The organism is Klebsiella sp. M041, from assembly GCF_059759695.1.
This window is the reverse complement of the sequence record NZ_JCAXWU010000001.1, coordinates 180,746-198,349: the sequence shown is the minus strand read 5'-3', so window position 1 is coordinate 198,349 and position 17,604 is coordinate 180,746. Positions and strand designations below refer to the sequence as shown.

16 protein-coding genes are annotated in these 17,604 nt (G+C 59.1%); 3 read left to right on the top strand and 13 right to left on the bottom strand.

The window, feature by feature from the left end:
- Nucleotides 1–58: 58 nt before the first annotated feature.
- Both AC6CWS_RS00965 and fabB read right to left on the bottom strand, forming a co-directional pair.
- Nucleotides 59–1,234, bottom strand: a complete 1,176-nt coding sequence (locus AC6CWS_RS00965; RefSeq protein ID WP_080901553.1) for an MFS transporter — start codon at nt 1,232–1,234, stop codon at nt 59–61.
- A 209-nt stretch (nt 1,235–1,443) separates the two neighbouring features.
- Nucleotides 1,444–2,664, bottom strand: a complete 1,221-nt coding sequence (gene fabB / locus AC6CWS_RS00960; protein ID WP_002913291.1) for a beta-ketoacyl-ACP synthase I — start codon at nt 2,662–2,664, stop codon at nt 1,444–1,446.
- Nucleotides 2,665–2,822: 158 nt separating this feature from the next.
- On the opposite strand from fabB, the gene mnmC reads away from it, so the two are divergent.
- Nucleotides 2,823–4,811, top strand: coding sequence for a bifunctional tRNA (5-methylaminomethyl-2-thiouridine)(34)-methyltransferase MnmC2/FAD-dependent 5-carboxymethylaminomethyl-2-thiouridine(34) oxidoreductase MnmC1 (gene mnmC / locus AC6CWS_RS00955; RefSeq protein ID WP_080901575.1), 1,989 nt, complete (start codon nt 2,823–2,825; stop codon nt 4,809–4,811).
- 159 nt (nt 4,812–4,970) lie between these two features.
- Here mnmC and AC6CWS_RS00950 read toward each other — a convergent pair whose 3' ends face one another.
- From AC6CWS_RS00950 to prmB, 6 genes are read right to left on the bottom strand one after another with little or no spacing between them, the layout of a single operon-like run.
- Complete coding sequence (locus tag AC6CWS_RS00950) at nt 4,971–5,252, bottom strand: YfcL family protein (RefSeq protein ID WP_023290534.1); 282 nt, start codon at nt 5,250–5,252, stop codon at nt 4,971–4,973.
- Between the two features lie 31 nt (nt 5,253–5,283).
- On the bottom strand, nt 5,284–5,832 hold the full coding sequence (locus AC6CWS_RS00945) for an elongation factor P hydroxylase (protein ID WP_032453614.1): 549 nt from the start codon (nt 5,830–5,832) through the stop codon (nt 5,284–5,286).
- Nucleotides 5,832–6,641, bottom strand: a complete 810-nt coding sequence (locus AC6CWS_RS00940; RefSeq protein WP_004201787.1) for a sulfite exporter TauE/SafE family protein — start codon at nt 6,639–6,641, stop codon at nt 5,832–5,834. Before AC6CWS_RS00940 ends, AC6CWS_RS00945 begins: the two co-directional genes overlap by 1 nt.
- Nucleotides 6,641–7,465: a penicillin-insensitive murein endopeptidase gene (gene mepA, locus AC6CWS_RS00935; RefSeq protein ID WP_023290536.1), complete on the bottom strand. Its 825-nt coding sequence runs from the start codon at nt 7,463–7,465 to the stop codon at nt 6,641–6,643. The genes AC6CWS_RS00940 and mepA overlap by 1 nt, the downstream gene beginning before the upstream one ends.
- A 2-nt stretch (nt 7,466–7,467) precedes the next feature.
- Nucleotides 7,468–8,553 carry a chorismate synthase gene (aroC, locus tag AC6CWS_RS00930; RefSeq protein ID WP_044524280.1) on the bottom strand — a complete coding sequence of 362 codons (1,086 nt, stop codon included), beginning with the start codon at nt 8,551–8,553 and terminating at the stop codon, nt 7,468–7,470.
- A 42-nt stretch (nt 8,554–8,595) separates the two neighbouring features.
- A complete protein-coding gene (prmB, locus tag AC6CWS_RS00925; RefSeq protein WP_023290538.1) occupies nt 8,596–9,528 on the bottom strand; it encodes a 50S ribosomal protein L3 N(5)-glutamine methyltransferase in 933 nt (310 codons plus the stop codon).
- A gap of 167 nt (nt 9,529–9,695) precedes the next feature.
- On the opposite strand from prmB, the gene smrB reads away from it, so the two are divergent.
- The gene (gene smrB, locus AC6CWS_RS00920; RefSeq protein WP_004201792.1) at nt 9,696–10,247 is read left to right on the top strand and encodes an endonuclease SmrB; all 552 of its coding nucleotides are present in this window, start codon (nt 9,696–9,698) and stop codon (nt 10,245–10,247) included.
- 18 nt (nt 10,248–10,265) lie between these two features.
- Here smrB and sixA read toward each other — a convergent pair whose 3' ends face one another.
- From sixA to AC6CWS_RS00900, 4 genes are all read right to left on the bottom strand, one after another.
- Nucleotides 10,266–10,751 (bottom strand): phosphohistidine phosphatase SixA, encoded by a 486-nt coding sequence (sixA, locus tag AC6CWS_RS00915; protein ID WP_498256376.1) that lies wholly within the window; start codon nt 10,749–10,751, stop codon nt 10,266–10,268.
- A gap of 209 nt (nt 10,752–10,960) precedes the next feature.
- Complete coding sequence (gene fadJ / locus AC6CWS_RS00910) at nt 10,961–13,105, bottom strand: fatty acid oxidation complex subunit alpha FadJ (protein WP_498256375.1); 2,145 nt, start codon at nt 13,103–13,105, stop codon at nt 10,961–10,963.
- On the bottom strand, nt 13,105–14,415 hold the full coding sequence (gene fadI, locus AC6CWS_RS00905; RefSeq protein ID WP_044524283.1) for an acetyl-CoA C-acyltransferase FadI: 1,311 nt from the start codon (nt 14,413–14,415) through the stop codon (nt 13,105–13,107). Before fadI ends, fadJ begins: the two co-directional genes overlap by 1 nt.
- A gap of 158 nt (nt 14,416–14,573) precedes the next feature.
- Nucleotides 14,574–14,858, bottom strand: a complete 285-nt coding sequence (locus AC6CWS_RS00900) for a YfcZ/YiiS family protein (RefSeq protein ID WP_023290542.1) — start codon at nt 14,856–14,858, stop codon at nt 14,574–14,576.
- A gap of 367 nt (nt 14,859–15,225) precedes the next feature.
- On the opposite strand from AC6CWS_RS00900, the gene fadL reads away from it, so the two are divergent.
- Nucleotides 15,226–16,554, top strand: coding sequence for a long-chain fatty acid transporter FadL (gene fadL / locus AC6CWS_RS00895; protein WP_085551268.1), 1,329 nt, complete (start codon nt 15,226–15,228; stop codon nt 16,552–16,554).
- Nucleotides 16,555–16,612: 58 nt separating this feature from the next.
- Here the strand turns inward: fadL and mlaA are convergent, their stop codons facing one another.
- Nucleotides 16,613–17,374, bottom strand: coding sequence for a phospholipid-binding lipoprotein MlaA (mlaA, locus tag AC6CWS_RS00890; RefSeq protein WP_032453618.1), 762 nt, complete (start codon nt 17,372–17,374; stop codon nt 16,613–16,615).
- Between the last annotated feature and the right edge of the window lie 230 nt (nt 17,375–17,604).

Genomic DNA, 17,604 nt, shown 5'->3' with positions numbered 1-17,604 from the left:
ACCCTTTGATGCCAAACGCCGCAGTGTTTACTACGGCGGTTTCTGGTCTGACAACAACCTAGTGGCGAAATGAGATGAGGGTGACGAGGATCCCCAGCGCCGCGCAGAGGGCGCCGGCAAGGAAAACCGACGAGTAGCCCAGCGAAGTGGCCAGCAGACCGGTCAGCGGCCCGGTCAGGCCATAAGAGATATCCTGAAAGGCCGCATAGCCGCCGAGCGCAGTGCCGCGCACCTGCGCCGGGACGCGCTTCACCACCTCCACGCCAAGCGACGGGAAAATAAGCGAACAGCCGCATCCGGTCAGCGCCGCGCCGGCCAGCGCCACCCAGACGCCGGGCGCCAGCCCCAGCAGCGTCAGACCGACCGCCTCTATCAGCAGCGAGACCATCGCCACTTTAACGCCGCCAAATCGATCCGGCATCCAGCCAAACAGCACCCGCATCAGCACAAAGGCGCCGCCAAACGCCGTCAGGGTAAATCCGGCCATCGGCCAGTTCTGACTGGCAAAATAGAGAGAAACGAAGGTGCCGATCGCCGCAAAGCCGACGCCCTGCAGGCCCAGGCCAATACCCGGCCGCCAGATCATGCCGATGACGCTCCAAAGTGAAGGCCGCTCGCCGCCGTGCGCCGCCACTTTGCGCACCGTGCCGTTGATGAGCAAGGCGACAAGCGGTAGTCCCATGGTGACGCAGGCCAGGACCGCCACGCCAAAGTGGCTGTAAATTAACAATCCCAGCGGGGCGCCCACCGCCAGCGAGCCGTACATCGCCATGCCGTTCCATGACATCACTTTGCCTGAGCGGGCCGGCCCCACCAGCCCCATCCCCCAGCTCAGGTTGCCGGTCAGCAGCTGGCTTTCGCCAAACCCGAGGATCAGACGGCCCAGCAGCAACAGGCCCAGCTTCGCGAACACCGGCAGCGGCAGCAGCGCAGCGGCCAGCCAGGCCGCGCCGGCCAGGGCGCAGGCCAGCATCCCTTGCAGGACGGAGCGTTTGGCGCCGTACTGGTCTGCCAGGCGCCCGGCGTAGCCGCGGGTAAGAACGGTGGCGAGGAACTGGATCCCCACCGCTACGCCGACCATGGTGTTACCCAATCCCAGCTCCTGATGGACAAACAGCGGGATCACCGGCAGCGGCAAACCGACGGTCATATAGGTCAAAAAGACGGCGAGCGTAATGCGAAAAAGCGAAAAATTCGCGGAAGAATGAGATGTTGTTTCAGTGACTGCGGACATGCATTACTCCAGATTCGCAGAGTAAGGCGAGCAAAGCGACACGCCCCCTCCACCTGACTATCAGGGTTAAGGCGCGTTGGTTGACGTTAAACGCTTACGCATTAGTGGAGAGACTAATGGATCCGCCAGCAGTTTGCCTGCGGGCTCTTACCCTGTCAAGATGACAAAAAAGGGGAGCCGGTGGCTCCCCTCAGTGCATCGCGTGCCGATTAGGCGTTGTATTTACGCATCACCAGCGTGGCGTTGGTGCCGCCAAAGCCGAAGCTGTTGGACATCACGGTGGTCAGCTTAGCGTCAGTCGGTTTGGTGACGATGTTCAGGCCGGCAGCCTGCTCGTCCAGCTCTTCGACGTTGATGCTCGGCGCGATAAAGCCGTGCTCCAGCATCAGCAGGGAGTAGATAGCTTCCTGCACGCCAGCAGCGCCCAGCGAGTGACCGGTCATTGCTTTGGTCGCCGAGATAGCCGGGCTGTTGTCGCCGAACACTTCGCGGATCGCGCCCAGCTCTTTCACGTCGCCGACCGGCGTGGAAGTACCGTGGGAGTTCAGGTAGTCGATCGGGGTATCAACGCCGTGCATCGCCATCTGCATGCAGCGCACTGCGCCTTCACCGGATGGGGCTACCATGTCTGCGCCATCGGAGGTTGCGCCGTAGCCGACGATTTCCGCATAGATGTGCGCGCCGCGCGCCAGGGCGTGTTCCAGCTCTTCCACCACGACCATACCGCCGCCGCCGGCGATAACGAAGCCGTCACGGTTGGCGTCATAGGTGCGGGAGGCTTTTTCCGGCGTGTCGTTGTATTTGGTGGACAGCGCGCCCATGGCGTCGAACTCGCAGGCCATTTCCCAGCACAGCTCTTCGCCGCCGCCGGCAAAGACGATATCCTGTTTGCCCAGCTGGATCTGCTCTACCGCGTTACCGATGCAGTGTGCGGAAGTGGCGCAGGCGGAGCTGATGGAGTAGTTAACGCCGTGGATTTTAAACGGCGTGGCGAGGCAGGCGGAAACGCCGGAAGCCATCGCTTTGGTGACCACATACGGACCCACGGCTTTCAGACCACGCGGGCTGCGCATGGCATCGGCGCCGAAGACCTGGAATTTCGGGGAGCCGCCGCCGGAGCCTGCGATCAGGCCGACACGCGGGTTATTCTGGTATGCTTCCGGCGCCAGACCTGCGTCGGCAACGGCCTGTTCCATGGACAGGTAAGCATAGATGGAGGCGTCGCTCATGAAGCGCACTACTTTGCGGTCAATGAGGCCAGTGGTATCCAGTTTGACGTTGCCCCATACGTGGCTGCGCATCCCTGAATCTTTCAGCTCCTGAGAGAAAGTGATCCCTGAACGTCCTTCACGCAGAGATGCCAGGACTTCCTGCTGGTTATTACCGATGCTGGAAACGATGCCCAAGCCAGTAATCACTGCACGTTTCATTAAATACCTCTGTAAGTCGCACTATTTTAAGTTTCGTGTCGCACGATAGCGTACACTTGTACGCCGAACAAGTCCGATCAGACATTTTGTGTATAAATTTGCGCCCTCAGGCACACATCGCTAAGATCGCGCTACGCCTTGTGATTCGAGTAACTTACGTGAAACAAAACGCTATACAACCCGCCAACCTGGAATTCAATGCTGAGGGTACACCTGTTTCCCGAGATTTTGACGATGTTTACTTTTCCAATGACAACGGTCTGGAAGAGACACGCTACGTCTTTCTCGGCGGAAATCGCCTGCCGGAGCGCTTCTCCAGCCACCCTCGCCCGCTGTTGATCGTCGCGGAGAGCGGCTTCGGCACCGGGCTCAATTTCCTCACCCTCTGGCAGGCGTTTGACGTTTTTGTTCGCGATAACCCGGACGTTACCCTGCAAAGGTTACATTTCATCAGTTTTGAGAAATATCCGCTGAAGGCGGAAGATCTCCGCCTGGCGCACCAGCGCTGGCCAGAGTTGGCGCCATGGGCGGAACAGCTGCAGGCGCAATGGCCTTCGGCCTTCGCCGGATGCCATCGTCTGCTGCTCGACGGCGGACGGGTCACGCTCGATCTGTGGTTTGGCGATATCAACGAGCTGACCAGAGAGCTGGATGATTCGCTGAATCAGCAGGTGGACGCCTGGTTTCTCGACGGCTTTGCCCCGGCGAAAAATCCCGACATGTGGACCCAGGATCTGTTCAATGCCATGGCGCGCCTGGCGCGTCCCGGCGGGACGCTGGCCACTTTTACCTCCGCCGGTTTTGTCCGCCGCGGCCTGCAGGAAGCCGGGTTCACCCTGCGTAAAACCAAAGGCTTCGGCCGCAAACGTGAGATGCTGACCGGCGAGATGGCGCAAACGCTGACCTTTCCGGCGCGCGCGCCCTGGTTCGCCCGCCCCGGGAGCGAGGCCCGCGAGGCGGCCATCGTCGGCGGCGGTATCGCCAGCGCCCTGCTCTCCCTCGCGCTGCTACGTCGCGGCTGGCAGGTGACCCTTTACTGTGCGGACGACGCCCCGGCGCAGGGCGCCTCCGGTAATCGCCAGGGTGCGCTCTATCCGCTGTTAAGCCAGCACGATCCGGCGCTGGCGCGCTTTTTCCCGGCCGCCTTTACCTTCGCCCGCCGCACCTACGACGCGCTGCCGGTTCTGTTCGATCATCAATGGTGCGGGGTCACCCAGCTTGGCTGGGATGAAAAAAGCGCACACAAAATCAATCAGATGCTGGCCCTGGAGCTGCCCCCTGATATCGCCTGCGCGGTGACGGCGGAGCAGGCCGCGGAGCTGACCGGCGTCGAGACCGGCTGCGGCGGCATAACCTATCCGGCCGGCGGTTGGCTGTGCCCGCAGCAGCTCACCGCCGAGCTACTGGCGCTGGCGGCGACTCGCGGACTGCACGTGCATTATGGTTATCAGGTCGAGACGTTGAGCGCGGAGGGCGATGGCTGGCTGCTCAACCGGCAGCGCTATCATCAGGCGGTCGTGCTGGCCAACGGCCACCGCATATCGGATTTTGCGCAAACCGCGCCGTTGCCGGTCTACCCCGTTGGCGGCCAGGTCAGCCATATACCCACTACCCCGCGGCTTTCCGCCCTGCGCCAGGTGCTGTGCTACGACGGCTACCTGACGCCGCAGAATCCGCAAAATCAGCAGCACTGCATTGGCGCCAGCTACCATCGCGGCAAAACCGACACCACCTTCAGCGAAGAAGATCAGCAGCACAACCGGCAACGGCTGATCGACTGCTTCCCGGGCGCGGAGTGGCCGCAGGACGTGGATATCAGCGCCAGTGACGCCCGCTGCGGCGTGCGCTGCGCCACCCGCGATCATCTGCCGATGGTCGGCAACGTGCCGGACTATGCGGCGACATTGACGCAATACGCCAGCCTCCACGAACGGCAGGATAACGCCGGTAGCGCGCCGGTCTTTCATAACCTGTTTATGCTTGGCGCCCTCGGATCGCGAGGCATTTGCACCGCGCCGTTAAGCGCTGAGCTGCTGGCGGCGCAGATGAGCGCAGAACCGCTGCCGCTGGATAGCGGCACCCTGGCGGCGCTGAATCCGAATCGGCTATGGGTGAGAAAACTGCTGAAGGGAAAAGCGGTGAAGTAACAGCGCAAGGGGAGAAAAATCCCTGGGAAGCGCGACATTCCCGGCCTCATCCGGGCGACCAACGCGGTAGCCCGGCGAAGCACAGCGCAAACAGGGTAAGTCCTGGTTGCGCCGTTAGCGTGACGGATGGCGCTACGCTTATCCGACCTACATTATGGATCAGGCCTGATTTTTCGCCTGCTGATACAGGTTTTCCCACATGCCCTGCACCAGAATTTGGTCCGGCGGCGACAGTTCGCCAGCGCCGATGGCTTTCTCCAGGCTATGGCTGACTTTGCTGTGTACCGCTTCCGCTGAATGTTCGCCCTCACCTTCCAGCTCAGCCACCGCCAGCGTCAGGTGGCCGCGCAGATAACCGCCGGCAAACAGTTCATCATCACTGGCGTGGTCTACCATGTTGTCAATCAGCGCCAGAATGCGTGATTCAAACTCCGCGATCATCATCTTACCTCTTGTCATGTAATGTGTGGCCTTAGTGCAGGTCTTCCGGCCACGGAAAGTGTTCTGCCGTCAATGGCGGCGTTTGATAATAGTGTTGTAATGCGCGAATAAGACGCGCCGGACGTTCGGGGATCCCTTGTTCAAGCAGAGTCATCACCCGGGCATGTACCCGGCGCTGAAAGGCGATGCGATCGGGTTCAACGTCACCTTCCAGATTGTCGCAGCTGACGTTAAACGGAAATCCCGCCGCCACGCAGAACAGCCACTCCAGGGCCTGCGGTTTCACCTCCACGTCCTCAAACTGGCTTTGGGTCATCGCATCGCGGCCGTCCGGACAGTACCAGTAGCCAAAATCCACCAGCTCGCGGCGGGCTTTGCCGGCGATGCACCAGTGGGAGATCTCATGCAGAGCGCTGGCAAAAAAACCGTGCGCGAAGACGATACGGTGATATGGCGTGTCATCGTCCGCCGGGAGGTAGATCGGCTCATCGTCGCCTTTCACCAGGCGAGTATTAAAATCTGCGGCAAAGCAGCTGTCGAAGAGGTCAATAAGCTGTTGATAATGGTGTTGCTGTTGCATTAATGAATTCCCAACCACTGCAAAATCTCAGCCCCGTGGCTGTCGTAGAGAAGTTTCGCGCTCATCACCGCCGAAACGATAACGATCATCGGTCGGATCAGCGATTGCCCTTTGCTCAGCACCAGCCGGGAGCCGGCGCGGGCGCCAATAAACTGGCCGGCCATCATCACAAAGCCGGTGGCCCAGATAACCTTTCCGCCGATAATAAACAGCAGCAGGCCGCCGACGTTCGAGGTGGCGTTGAGCAGTTTGGCGTGGGCCGTCGACTTCGCCAGGTTAAACCCGGCCAGGGTGACAAACGCCAGCGCATAAAACGAACCGGCGCCGGGGCCGAAAAAGCCATCGTAAAACCCGACGCTGCCGCCGGCGACCAGCGCAAACGGCAGGCCGTAGAGCCGACGCTGTCGGTCCGCTTCGCCCAGTTTCGGCATCAGCAGAAAATAGAGACCGATGCCGATCACCAGCAACGGCAGGATCTGCTTAAGAATATCGGACTGCACGTGCTGGACCAGCAGCGCGCCGGCGGTTGAACCGATGAAGGTCATCAGAATATTCAGCTTCTGATCGGCGAGATTGACCACCTTGCGGCGGACAAAATAGAGGGTCGCCGACAGCGATCCGCCGCAGGCCTGCAGCTTATTGGTCGCCAGCGCCTGGGCCGGCGGCATACCGGCGGCCATTAGCGCCGGCACGGTCAGTAAGCCCCCGCCCCCGGCCAGTGAGTCAATAAAACCGGCCAGGATGGCGACAAAGAAAAGCACCACCAGCACCAGCGGCGATACGGAAAACAACTCGATAAAACTATCCATTACAGCACATGCTCATCCAGTAGCGCCTGGCAGGAAGGCGGCAACGGCGGCGGCGTCTTCTTAACAGGTGGGGTAGACCCGGGTTTAGGTGGCTCGAACCAGCTCTGCAGCTCCGCACCGCAGCCATCGCCGGCCGGCGGCGGCGCCTGATCTTCGCACTCCAGGCTGCCCGCCGGGCAGCGCAGACGGACGTGCATATGGGCGCGATGCTGGAACCAGGGACGAACTTTGCGCAGCCACTGGCGGTCGTTTCCCGCATCCAGACACAGCTGCTGTTTAATCGCCGGGTTGACGAAGATGCGGGTCACTTCGCTATCTTCCGCCGCCAGCTTGATCAGCTGGCTGATTTGCGGACTCCACAGCGACGGCACCACGCGTTTGCCATCGCTGGCGACCAGATCCAGGGCCTGCGGCTTCAGCAACTGGGACGAAGTCCAGCGCGTCTGCGGCAGCTGGAGGAAGATATCGACATCGAGGCCCGTCTGATGGCTGGCGTGGCCGCCGTTAAAGCGGCCGCCTGCCGGCATCCCCATGTCGCCAATCAGCACGGTCCCCATGCCTTTATTGTGCACCTGATTGCTCAGGCGCTGAATAAACTGAACCAGATCCGGATGACCGAAGTAGCGACGCTGATCGGTACGCATTACCTGATAGCCGGCGGCGTTCAGCGGCAGCGCCTCAGCGCCAACGATACAGCCATTGGAGAACGCGCCAATCGACTGCGCGCTGCCGCCGATTGGCTGAGATATCTTCTGCCATGGCGTGGCGGCCAGGCTGCCGGCGCTGGCCAGCAGCGCCAGCAGGGCGATAACGGTGTTTTTCATGGTTACCAGCGTGGAATTGTCGTCGTCACGTCGCCATTCTGCGCGCGCTGACGCATAAAGTGATCCATTAAGACAATCGCCAGCATCGCCTCAGCGATCGGTACGGCGCGTATGCCGACGCACGGATCGTGACGCCCTTTGGTGATCATCTCCACCTCTTCGCCAAAGCGGTTAATGGTATGACCGGGAACGGTAATACTGGAGGTCGGCTTCAGCGCGATGTTGGCAACGATCTGCTGACCGCTGCTGATGCCGCCAAGAATGCCGCCGGCGTGGTTGCTCTGGAATCCGGCTTTGGTGATCTCATCGCGGTTTTCGCTGCCGCGCAGCTTCACCACGTCGAAACCGTCGCCAATCTCCACGCCTTTCACGGCGTTGATGCTCATCAGCGCGTGGGCGATATCGGCATCAAGGCGGTCAAAGACCGGCTCGCCAAGGCCCGGCGGTACGCCGTCGGCGACGACGGTCACTTTGGCGCCAATGGAGTCGCCCTCTTTTTTCAGACCGCGCATCAGTTCATCGAGAGCGTCGATTTTCTCCGGGTCCGGGCAGAAGAAAGGATTCTGTTCAACCTGATCCCAGTCTTTAATAGCCAGCGGAATGTCGCCCATCTGCGTCAGGCAGCCGCGAATGACGATGCCGAACTTCGCGGCGAGGAATTTTTTGGCAATCGCCCCGGCCGCCACGCGCATCGCGGTTTCGCGGGCGGAGGAGCGACCGCCGCCGCGATAGTCGCGCAGACCATATTTTTGCTCGTACGTGTAATCCGCATGGCCAGGACGGAACAGATCTTTGATCGCGCCGTAATCCTGCGAGCGCTGATCGGTGTTCTCAATCAGCAGCCCGATACTGGTCCCGGTGGTGACACCTTCGAAGACGCCGGAGAGGATTTTGACCTGATCCGGCTCGCGACGCTGCGTGGTGTAACGCGAGGTACCCGGGCGACGACGATCGAGGTCGTGCTGCAGATCGGCTTCGGTCAGCGGAATGCCCGGCGGCACGCCGTCAACGATGCAGCCCAGCGCCAGGCCGTGCGACTCGCCGAAGGTGGTGACGCGAAAGAGTTGTCCAATTGTATTTCCTGCCATCACGGCTCCATTCTTTGTCGTTATGTTGGCGTGTTGTTTTTTTTAGTCTTTATAAATACCGAAGTGCGCGCGAGCGTCAATCAGCTGCTGTTTGGTCAGCATAAAGACGCCGTCGCCGCCGTTATCAAACTCAAGCCAGGTAAACGGCACGTCCGGATACTGCTCCATCAGATGTACCATGCTGTTACCGACTTCACAAATCAGAATCCCGTCGTCGCTGAGATAATCCGGCGCATTGCCGAGGATGCGGCGCGTCAGCTTCAGGCCATCGCTTCCGGAGGCCAGACCCAGAACCGGCTCATGCTCATACTCTTCCGGCAGATCGGCCATGTCCTCTTCATCGACATACGGCGGATTAGTGACGATCAGATCGTACTGTAGCTTCGGCAGGTCGCGGAACAGGTCAGAACGGATCGGCGTCACGTGATGGATCAGGCCATGGGATTCCACATTGTGCTCGGCGACGGCCAGCGCGTCCGGGGAGATATCCACGGCGTCGACTTCGGCTTCCGGGAAGGCATAGGCGCAGGCAATGGCGATGCAGCCGCTGCCGGTGCACATATCAAGGATATGCTGCGGCTTATGGGTAATCAGCCCGGCAAACTGGTTATTGATCAGTTCGCCGATCGGGGAGCGCGGCACCAGCACTCGCTCATCGACGTAAAACTCATGGCCGCAGAACCACGCTTTGTTGGTCAGATAGGCGACGGGAATACGCTCGTTCACGCGGCGAATCACCCGCTCTACAATGCGGTGTTTCTCGCTGGAGGTCAGGCGCGCAGTGCGCATATCTTCCGGAATATCCAGCGGCAGATACAGCGAAGGCAGCACCAGCTGTACCGCCTCGTCCCATGGGTTGTCAGTCCCGTGACCGTACCAGATATTAGCAGCGCTGAAACGGCTTACCGCCCAGCGCAGCATGTCCTGAATGGTATGCAGCTCATTGACTGCCTCATCAACAAAAATTTTATCCACGACATCCTCCAGGGCACACTCTGCTATAAATTCGGCGGCTAGTGTGCCATGAAGACGGCGATAAATCAGCATTCTTGCGTGGGGTGGCGGGGGAAAAAACAGGTTTTCCTTTCCCGAAGGGATATTGAGTCGGGTAAACTAGCGCAAAGTATTAATGAGAGCGGACAATGAAAAAGAAGACATCGCTTAGCGAGGAGGATCAGGCGCTGTTCCGTCAGCTGATGACCGGCACGCGGAAGATCAAACAGGACACCATCGTTCACCGCCCGCAGCGCAAGAAAATCACCGAGGTTGCCCCTAAGCGTCTGCTGCAGGAACAGGCCGACAACAGCCACTATTTTTCCGATGAGTTTCAGCCGTTACTGAATACCGAAGGCTCGACAAAATATGTCCGCGCCGACGTCAGCCATTTTGAGCTGAAAAAGCTGCGCCGTGGGGATTATTCGCCGGAACTGTTTCTCGATCTGCATGGGCTCACCCAGCAGCAGGCCAAACAGGAACTGGGCGCGCTGATTGCCGCCTGCCGCCGCGAGCATGTGTTTTGCGCCTGCGTGATGCACGGGCACGGGAAGCACATTCTCAAACAGCAAACCCCGCTGTGGCTGGCGCAGCATCCGCACATCATGGCTTTTCATCAGGCGCCAAAAGAGTACGGCGGTGACGCCGCACTGCTGATTCTGATTGAGGTCGAGGAGTGGCAACCGCCGGAGCTGCCTTGACGGCGAGCTCCGGGGTCGTCAGATGGCGTTGGCCATCTTGAGATTGCAGGGGCTTTTCTGCCAGAGGTATTCACCCTTGCCGTCGGCGTCCAGATTAACGCAGGCGATAGCCGAGGTGGTGAACATCGGGGGCGTTTCCCCCGGGCACAGCTCTGAGACCAGGTACCCCACCAGCGGCAGGTGGGAGACGACCAGCGCCGTCGCCATGCCTTCATTTGCCAGCGCCTGCAGATAGGCGCTCACCATTCCCACATCGCCGCACGGCGTGAGTTCCGGCATCACGTCGACATGTTTCGGCAGGTTCATGCACTCCCCAACAATATCCAGCGTCTGTTCCGCACGCAGATAGGGACTGACAAGAACGCGCTCAATATCCACTTTTTGACCTTTCAGCCAGGTTGCCATCTGACGAGACTCATCACAACCGCATACGGTTAATGGACGAACCGAGTCGCTGGCTGCATCGAGGGCAGCGTCGCCGTGACGCATAATAAAAACTTGCATATTGCACCGCTTTTGTTAACCAGAAGCACCGTAGTTTGGCCTGCGAAGACAATACGCAGGTGACCCGGTGGCCGGGCATTGTGCCTGATCCATTCAACGAATGAAACGCTGTTTTTTACCTCAATGGCGTAAGTATAGTCAATGATTGTTTACAAAACAGCCAATCAACAGCGTCATCCGCAGCCGGATTTACCTTCTTTGACCATAACTTAGGTCATCCGTTCATCCGCTGGCCAAAAGGTGGTCCCCTGTTCGGCCATGCGTAATAAAGTGTCACAGGGTGTAAAACGTGGGCCGTACTGGGCGGCCAGGCGCTGCAGGATCGCGGCAACTTCACCCGCGCCGATAGTATCCATATACCGGAACGGGCCGCCAAGAAATGGCGGAAACCCTATACCAAATACGGCGCCGATATCACCATCGCGCGCGCTACGGATAATCTGCTCATCAAAGCAGCGCGCCGCCTCGTTAAGCATCATCATCACACAGCGCTCCGCCACCTGCTGCGCGGACAACCGCGACTGGGGGCGGTCGATGCCCAGCAGCGGATAGACTGCCGGGTCGGGCCGTTTTTTGCTTTTACGCCCTTTTGTCTCATAAAGATAGAAACCACGATTATTTTTTCTACCTTTGCGATCGTCCTTCAAAATCGCGTCAATGATGTTTGCAGGTAGGCTGAAACGCTCTCCAAAGGCCTTCTCCAGCACGGGAATAATTTTGGTGCCGGTATCAATACCTACTTCATCCAGCAGTTGAACCGGTCCCACCGGGAAACCGAATTTCACCAGCGCCTTATCAATCACCTCAACCGGTTCTCCCTCCACCAGCAGGCGCATCGCTTCATTTATATACGGCGCGAGGATGCGGTTTACATAGAAGCCCGCTTTGTCCGCCACCACGATCGGCGTTTTCCCCTGACGTTTAGCCAGTTGCACCACCGTGGCGATGGTCTGCGGATCGGTTCCTTTATGCGGGATCACCTCAACCAGCGGCATTTTCTCCACCGGGCTGAAAAAGTGCAGGCCGATCACCCGCTCAGGGTGGCTGGCATGGGCGGCTATATCGCCTATCGGTAACGACGAGGTATTCGAGGCAAAGATAGTCTGCGGACCGCCGTTTTGCTCCACTTCACTGACCATCCGCTGTTTCAGCGCCAGGTCCTCGAATACCGCCTCAATCACCACGTCGCGATGGGTAAAGCCCTGATAGTCGGTAGTGCCTGTGATCAGCGCCAGTTGACGATCGCGCTCGCTGGGGCGCAGTCGACGCTGGCGAACCTGTTTGTTCAGCAGATCCCAGCTGTACTTTAAGGCGTGGTTGATCCCGCCGGGTTGAATATCTTTGATTCGCACCGGCAGTCCGCCTTTACAGGCAGTCACATAGGCGATCCCCCCGCCCATCAGGCCGCCGCCCAGGACGGCAACGCTTCTCAGCGGAGCGGGTTCCGCCTCGGCGCCACGGTCTTTTTTCAGATCGGTACTGGCAAAGAAGCTCGATCGCAGCGCCTGCGACTGCGGGGTCATCACCAGTTCGCCAAACGCGCGGGCCTCTTCGGCGTAACCGCTGCTGCAGCCATGGGCCAGACCATTCTCGACGACTTGCAAAATTCGCTTCACCGCCGGGTAGTTGCCCTGGGTCTTGCGCTGCGTTTGCTTGCCGACGTACTGGAATAACAGATGGCGACCCAGGGGGCCCGCCAGCACGCGTTCGCGAACAGGCACCTCGCGGCTGGCCGGGCGCCCCTTCAGCGCCAGCTCCACCGCCGCCTGCAGTAAAATTGTCTGCGGCACCACCTCGTCCACCAGACCGGCCTTCAGCGCCTGGCGCGGCCGTAACTGCCTGCCGGTGAGCATCATATCCAGCGCCGTGCTGACGCCGATCAGCCGCGGTAAACGCTGCGTCCCGCCGGAACCCGGCAGCAGGCCAAGCTGTACCTCCGGCAACCCGAGTCGGGTTTTTTCGTCATCGCTACAAATGCGGCCATGGCAGGCCAGCGCCAGCTCCAGTCCGCCGCCCAGACAAGCGCCATGGATGGCGGCAATGACCGGAATCGACAAGCCATGGATCTCGGCCATAATCTGCTGCCCCTGGCGGGCCAGCGCTTCCGCCTCCTGCGCGCTGCGGCAGCGGGCAATCATGTTGATATCTGCGCCGGCGATAAAGTTATCGGCTTTGGCGGAGATAAATACCACCCCGCGCACCGACTTATCGTCGCGTATCTGGCGTATCAGTCCCCGCACCTGATTGCCGAACTCGGCCTTCAGGGTATTCATTTTTTCACCCGGGGCATCGATGGTAATCACCGCGATGTTGTCCGCACGGACCTCAAGCTTAAAAGCGGAAACCGTATCCATTATTCAGCCTCCACAATCATCGCCGCGCCCAGACCGCCTGCCGCGCAGGCCGTCACCAGACCAAATCCCCCTCCCCGTCGCCGCAGCTCATGCAGCGTCTGGGTGATCATCCGCGCGCCGGTGGCGGCAAAGGGATGACCGTAGGCGATAGAGCCGCCGAGGACGTTAAATTTACTCTCATCCACCTCACCGGTGGCTTGCGCACGCCCCAGCACCTCGCGGGCAAAGCGGTCGCTTGCCAGACACTGAAGATTGGCCAGCGTCTGCGCGGCGAAAGCTTCATGCATATCGATAAGCGTGAGATCCGCCAGCGTCAGGCCAGCGCGCTCCAGCGCCAGCGGCGTGGACCATGCGGGCCCCAGCAGCATATCCTGCCAGACGTCGATGGCGGTAAAGGCATAGCTGCGCAGATAACCCAGCGGCGTCAGACCCAGCTCTTTGGCCCGCGACTCGGTCATCAGGATCACCGCCGCCGCGCCATCCGTCAGCGGCGTGCTGTTGGCGGCGGTAACGGTGCCATGTTTACGGTCGAAGGCCGGGCGTAACTTTTGGTAATCTGCGAGGGTTGAATTTTTACGGATGTTGTTGTCCTGCTCCAGCGGCTCGCGGAAGGGGGGCGCATAGGCGGTCATCACCTCCGCGGACAACTTTCCCTCTTCCCAGGCTTTAGCCGCCAGCTGGTGTGATCGATGCGCCAGCGCATCCTGTTGTTCCCGGCTGATCCCCCAGCTTTTCGCCATCTGTTCGGCGGTATCGCCCATCCGTAAGCCGGTTGAATATTCCGCCACCGCCGGGGGGACCGGTAGCAGGTCGCGCGGCCGCAGGCGGGAAAACAGTTTCAGTTTCTGGCTCAGCGTGCGGGCTTTGTTCGCATCGACCAGCGCGCGGGCCAGCGTTTTGCTGACGCCGACAGGCAGCACAGAGGAGGAATCGGCACCGCCGGCGATACCGGCGCGGATGGTGCCGGCCATCAGGCTTTCAGCGACATTCGCCACGGCCTGGAAGCTGGTGGCGCAGGCGCGACTGACGCTGTAGGCGTCGGTGTGCACGCTCATTCCGGTACCGAGCACAATTTCCCGGGCGATATTCGGCGCCTCCGGCATCTGCACGACCTGACCGAAGACCAGCTGTTCAATGGCTTCCACAGGAATGTCGCTGCGCGCCAGCATTTCGCCAACCACCATTTTTCCTAAATCAACGGCAGGAACGCCATGAAATGCCGTCGCCTGACGCGCAAACGGCGTGCGTAACCCTGTGACAATGGCAATGCGATCGCCCTGACGGGTGATAAGCGGTAATGCCTGACTCATAACTCTCCCCTGTTAACCAAGACAACCAAGTGGTCTGACCTGATAGCATTGTTAACTAATTTTTTACATTAAGCCAATCGGGGAAGCGAAAAATTGCGAGCCAAAACACATTGAACAGAAAAGATAACGCCCCGTTCACGGGGCGCTAAGCGGAGGGATTAACGCAGACCCAGCTGGAAGATGAGGGATTCGGCTTCACAGCTAAACACAAAATCGATATCCAGCTTTACGCCGCCGTCAACGTCGGCGAAGACGGGATTAATTTTGCACGGTTCAGATTCCACACTGCGGGCTTTTTCGCTCAGCGCGGCGAGCATTTGCTCTGCTTCCGCGCGGTTGGCGAATACGCGGCTGTATGAGGCGGTGCAGTCGGTGTTGTCGACAATGGTCCCAACATCCATACAGCAGCAAACCGGGGTTTCATCAGCGCTACATTTACTCATCGTAGATTTCCTCTGGATATGCACCTGCGGTGCCAGACAATTAATGTGCCTATTTTACGCCCGCCCTCCGGTTTGCCTCCAGCCGAGAATCGCTATCACGGCGTTAAGTGACAGAAATCACACTTAAAAATGATCTAAAACAAAAATCACCTTTTCTCCGTCGCCTTCCCCCCGACAATTTTGCCAGCTGGATCGCGTTTCTGTTATCACAATTGAAAAACTTCATAAACAAACTTGCAACAACTCATCTGGTCAGACCTATACTCAGCGCACTGGTCTGATTTCTCTGTTGTACCGCAGACCCTACACTTCCGCGCTTCTGTTACGGCATGTAACATAGTTTAAAAAAAAATAACTCAATGAGGTTATGGGCATGAGCCAGAAAACCCGCTTTACCCAATCTGCCCTTGCAGTGGCTGTCGCACTTGTTTCCACCCAGGCCTGGTCAGCAGGCTTCCAGCTCAACGAATTCTCTTCATCAGGGCTGGGTCGGGCCTATTCCGGTGAAGGGGCTATCGCAGACGATGCAGGCAATGCCAGTCGTAACCCGGCATTAATTATGATGTTTGACCGTCCGACTATGTCGGCGGGCGCCGTTTTTGTCGACCCGGGCGTCAATGTCTCCGGGACTTCCCCCACCGGCAAAAGCCTGAATGCGGACAATATCGCCCCGACGGCGTGGGTACCCAACTTCCACTTTGTCGCGCCGATTAACGATCAGTTCGGTTGGGGGGCGTCCATCACCTCCAACTACGGCCTGGCAACAGAGTATAACGATGATTATGCGGCCGGCAGCATGGGCGGTAAAACCGACCTGACTACGGCTAACTTCAACCTGAGCGGCGCCTATCGCCTCGACAGCAACTGGAGCTTTGGCTTAGGTTTCGATGCGGTCTACGCTAAGGCGAAGATCGAGCGCTATGCAGGCGATCTGGGCCAAATTGTCGCTGGCTCTGGCGCGTTGCCGCCGGCGCTGGCAGGCCAGGTGGCGAAGATCCCAGCCGACACGCAGATCGCCCATCTTAACGGCAATGCGTGGGGCTTTGGCTGGAACGCCGGTATCCTCTATGAGCTGGATAAGAACAACCGCTACGGTTTAACCTACCGTTCCGAGGTCAAGATCGATTTCGACGGTAACTATCGCAGCAGTCTGCCAGCGGCCTATAACCAGATCCTTGGCAACTTCGGTCTGCCGGCGGGTACTAACGGCCAGACCACCGGCGGTTCACTGACCCTTAACCTGCCGGAAATGTGGGAACTGTCGGGCTATAACCGCGTGGCGCCGCAGTGGGCGGTCCACTATAGTCTGACCTACACCAGCTGGAGCCAGTTCCAGGAGCTGAAAGCCACCGGCAGCAACGGCCAGACGCTGTTCTATAAAGAGGAAGGCTTTAAGGACGCCTACCGCGTAGCGCTGGGGACGACCTATTATTACGACGATAACTGGACCTTCCGCACCGGTATCGCCTTCGACGACAGCCCGGTACCGGCCAACAATCGCTCCATTTCCATTCCGGACCAGGATCGCCTGTGGCTGAGCGCGGGTACCACCTACGCGTTCAACAAGGATGCGTCGGTTGACGTCGGGATTTCCTATATGCACGGGCAGCATGTGGAAATCAAGGAAGGCCCGTATACCTTCCGCTCCGAAGGGACCGCCTGGCTGTACGGCGCCAACTTCAACTACCGCTTCTGATAAGCAGCGCGCAACAAAAAAGGGTGAACATCATGTTCACCCTTTTTTTATTCGCAGATTACTGTGAATCGATATCTTTCAGTTCATCCTGAATGGCCTGGGCGTTCGGATTGTCCGCCGGGGTCAGCTTACCGCCGTTGGCGATAAAGTCATGACGCTGGAAGTAAGCCTCACGCACCAGAATGTAAGGATCGGAAGACTGACGCAGCAGGCCGTCGGAATCCAGCAGCTGAGCGCGTGTCTCAATCCCTTCTACCGCCCATTTGCCGATCGACATCGGCCAGGTCAGCCAGGAGAGCACCGGATAGAGGCCATCGGCCATATCGCCACCTTCGTCACGCAGGGTAAAGCTGCCGTAGAATGGCAGTTGCACATACGGGCCATAGCCGACGCCATAGTGGCCGAGCGTGCTGCCGAAACGATGCGGTTCAACGCGCTGCAGCTGCGGATTAGCCATCCCGGCGACATCGATCAGACCACCCATCCCGAGGATGGTGTTCAGGAAGAAGCGGGTAAAGTGGACCATCCCTTTATACGGGTCGCCCTGCAGGAAGGAGTTCACCATCACCGCCGGCTCTTCCAGGTTGCTGGTGAAGTTGCTTAAGCCATTGCGCGCCGGCTGCGGAACATAGTCACGCCATGCCACCGCGACGGGACGAAGCACGTAAGGATCAACCACGTTAAAGTTGAAGTCAAACATCGTGCGGTTAAACCCTTCTAACGGGTCTGAGCGCCCCTGCGGCCGATCGCCAGAGCTGGAACTGGCACATCCCACCAGCAATGTGGCGCCAAGCGCAAGCGCCGACAGGCGATAATTCATAGATGTCTCCCTGGTTTTTATGGCTATCGCGAGTTGCCATCCATGACGGAAAGACAACGTTTCCGCCCGTACAGATGTGAGCGATTGTAACAGCACGTTGAACGATGTCTATATCACCCAAGTTGTTGATTTGATCATAGCCTGGGAATAACGAGATCGCGGGGCTCCTATTCTAGCGGAGCGACAAAAATCTGACGTTACCATTTTTGCGATTTCAGAGTATGCCCAGC

Coding starts and splice junctions, on each gene's coding strand:
- AC6CWS_RS00965 (WP_080901553.1), bottom strand. CDS start 1,234: ATGTCCGCAGTCACTGAAACAACATCTCATTCTTCCGCGAATTTTTCG.
- fadJ (WP_498256375.1), bottom strand. CDS start 13,105: ATGGATACGGTTTCCGCTTTTAAGCTTGAGGTCCGTGCGGACAACATC.
- fadL (WP_085551268.1), top strand. CDS start 15,226: ATGGGCATGAGCCAGAAAACCCGCTTTACCCAATCTGCCCTTGCAGTG.
- fadI (WP_044524283.1), bottom strand. CDS start 14,415: ATGAGTCAGGCATTACCGCTTATCACCCGTCAGGGCGATCGCATTGCC.
- fabB (WP_002913291.1), bottom strand. CDS start 2,664: ATGAAACGTGCAGTGATTACTGGCTTGGGCATCGTTTCCAGCATCGGT.
- mepA (WP_023290536.1), bottom strand. CDS start 7,465: ATGAAAAACACCGTTATCGCCCTGCTGGCGCTGCTGGCCAGCGCCGGC.
- aroC (WP_044524280.1), bottom strand. CDS start 8,553: ATGGCAGGAAATACAATTGGACAACTCTTTCGCGTCACCACCTTCGGC.
- AC6CWS_RS00945 (WP_032453614.1), bottom strand. CDS start 5,832: ATGCAACAGCAACACCATTATCAACAGCTTATTGACCTCTTCGACAGC.
- sixA (WP_498256376.1), bottom strand. CDS start 10,751: ATGCAAGTTTTTATTATGCGTCACGGCGACGCTGCCCTCGATGCAGCC.
- mlaA (WP_032453618.1), bottom strand. CDS start 17,374: ATGAATTATCGCCTGTCGGCGCTTGCGCTTGGCGCCACATTGCTGGTG.
- AC6CWS_RS00900 (WP_023290542.1), bottom strand. CDS start 14,858: ATGAGTAAATGTAGCGCTGATGAAACCCCGGTTTGCTGCTGTATGGAT.
- AC6CWS_RS00950 (WP_023290534.1), bottom strand. CDS start 5,252: ATGATCGCGGAGTTTGAATCACGCATTCTGGCGCTGATTGACAACATG.
- smrB (WP_004201792.1), top strand. CDS start 9,696: ATGAAAAAGAAGACATCGCTTAGCGAGGAGGATCAGGCGCTGTTCCGT.
- AC6CWS_RS00940 (WP_004201787.1), bottom strand. CDS start 6,641: ATGGATAGTTTTATCGAGTTGTTTTCCGTATCGCCGCTGGTGCTGGTG.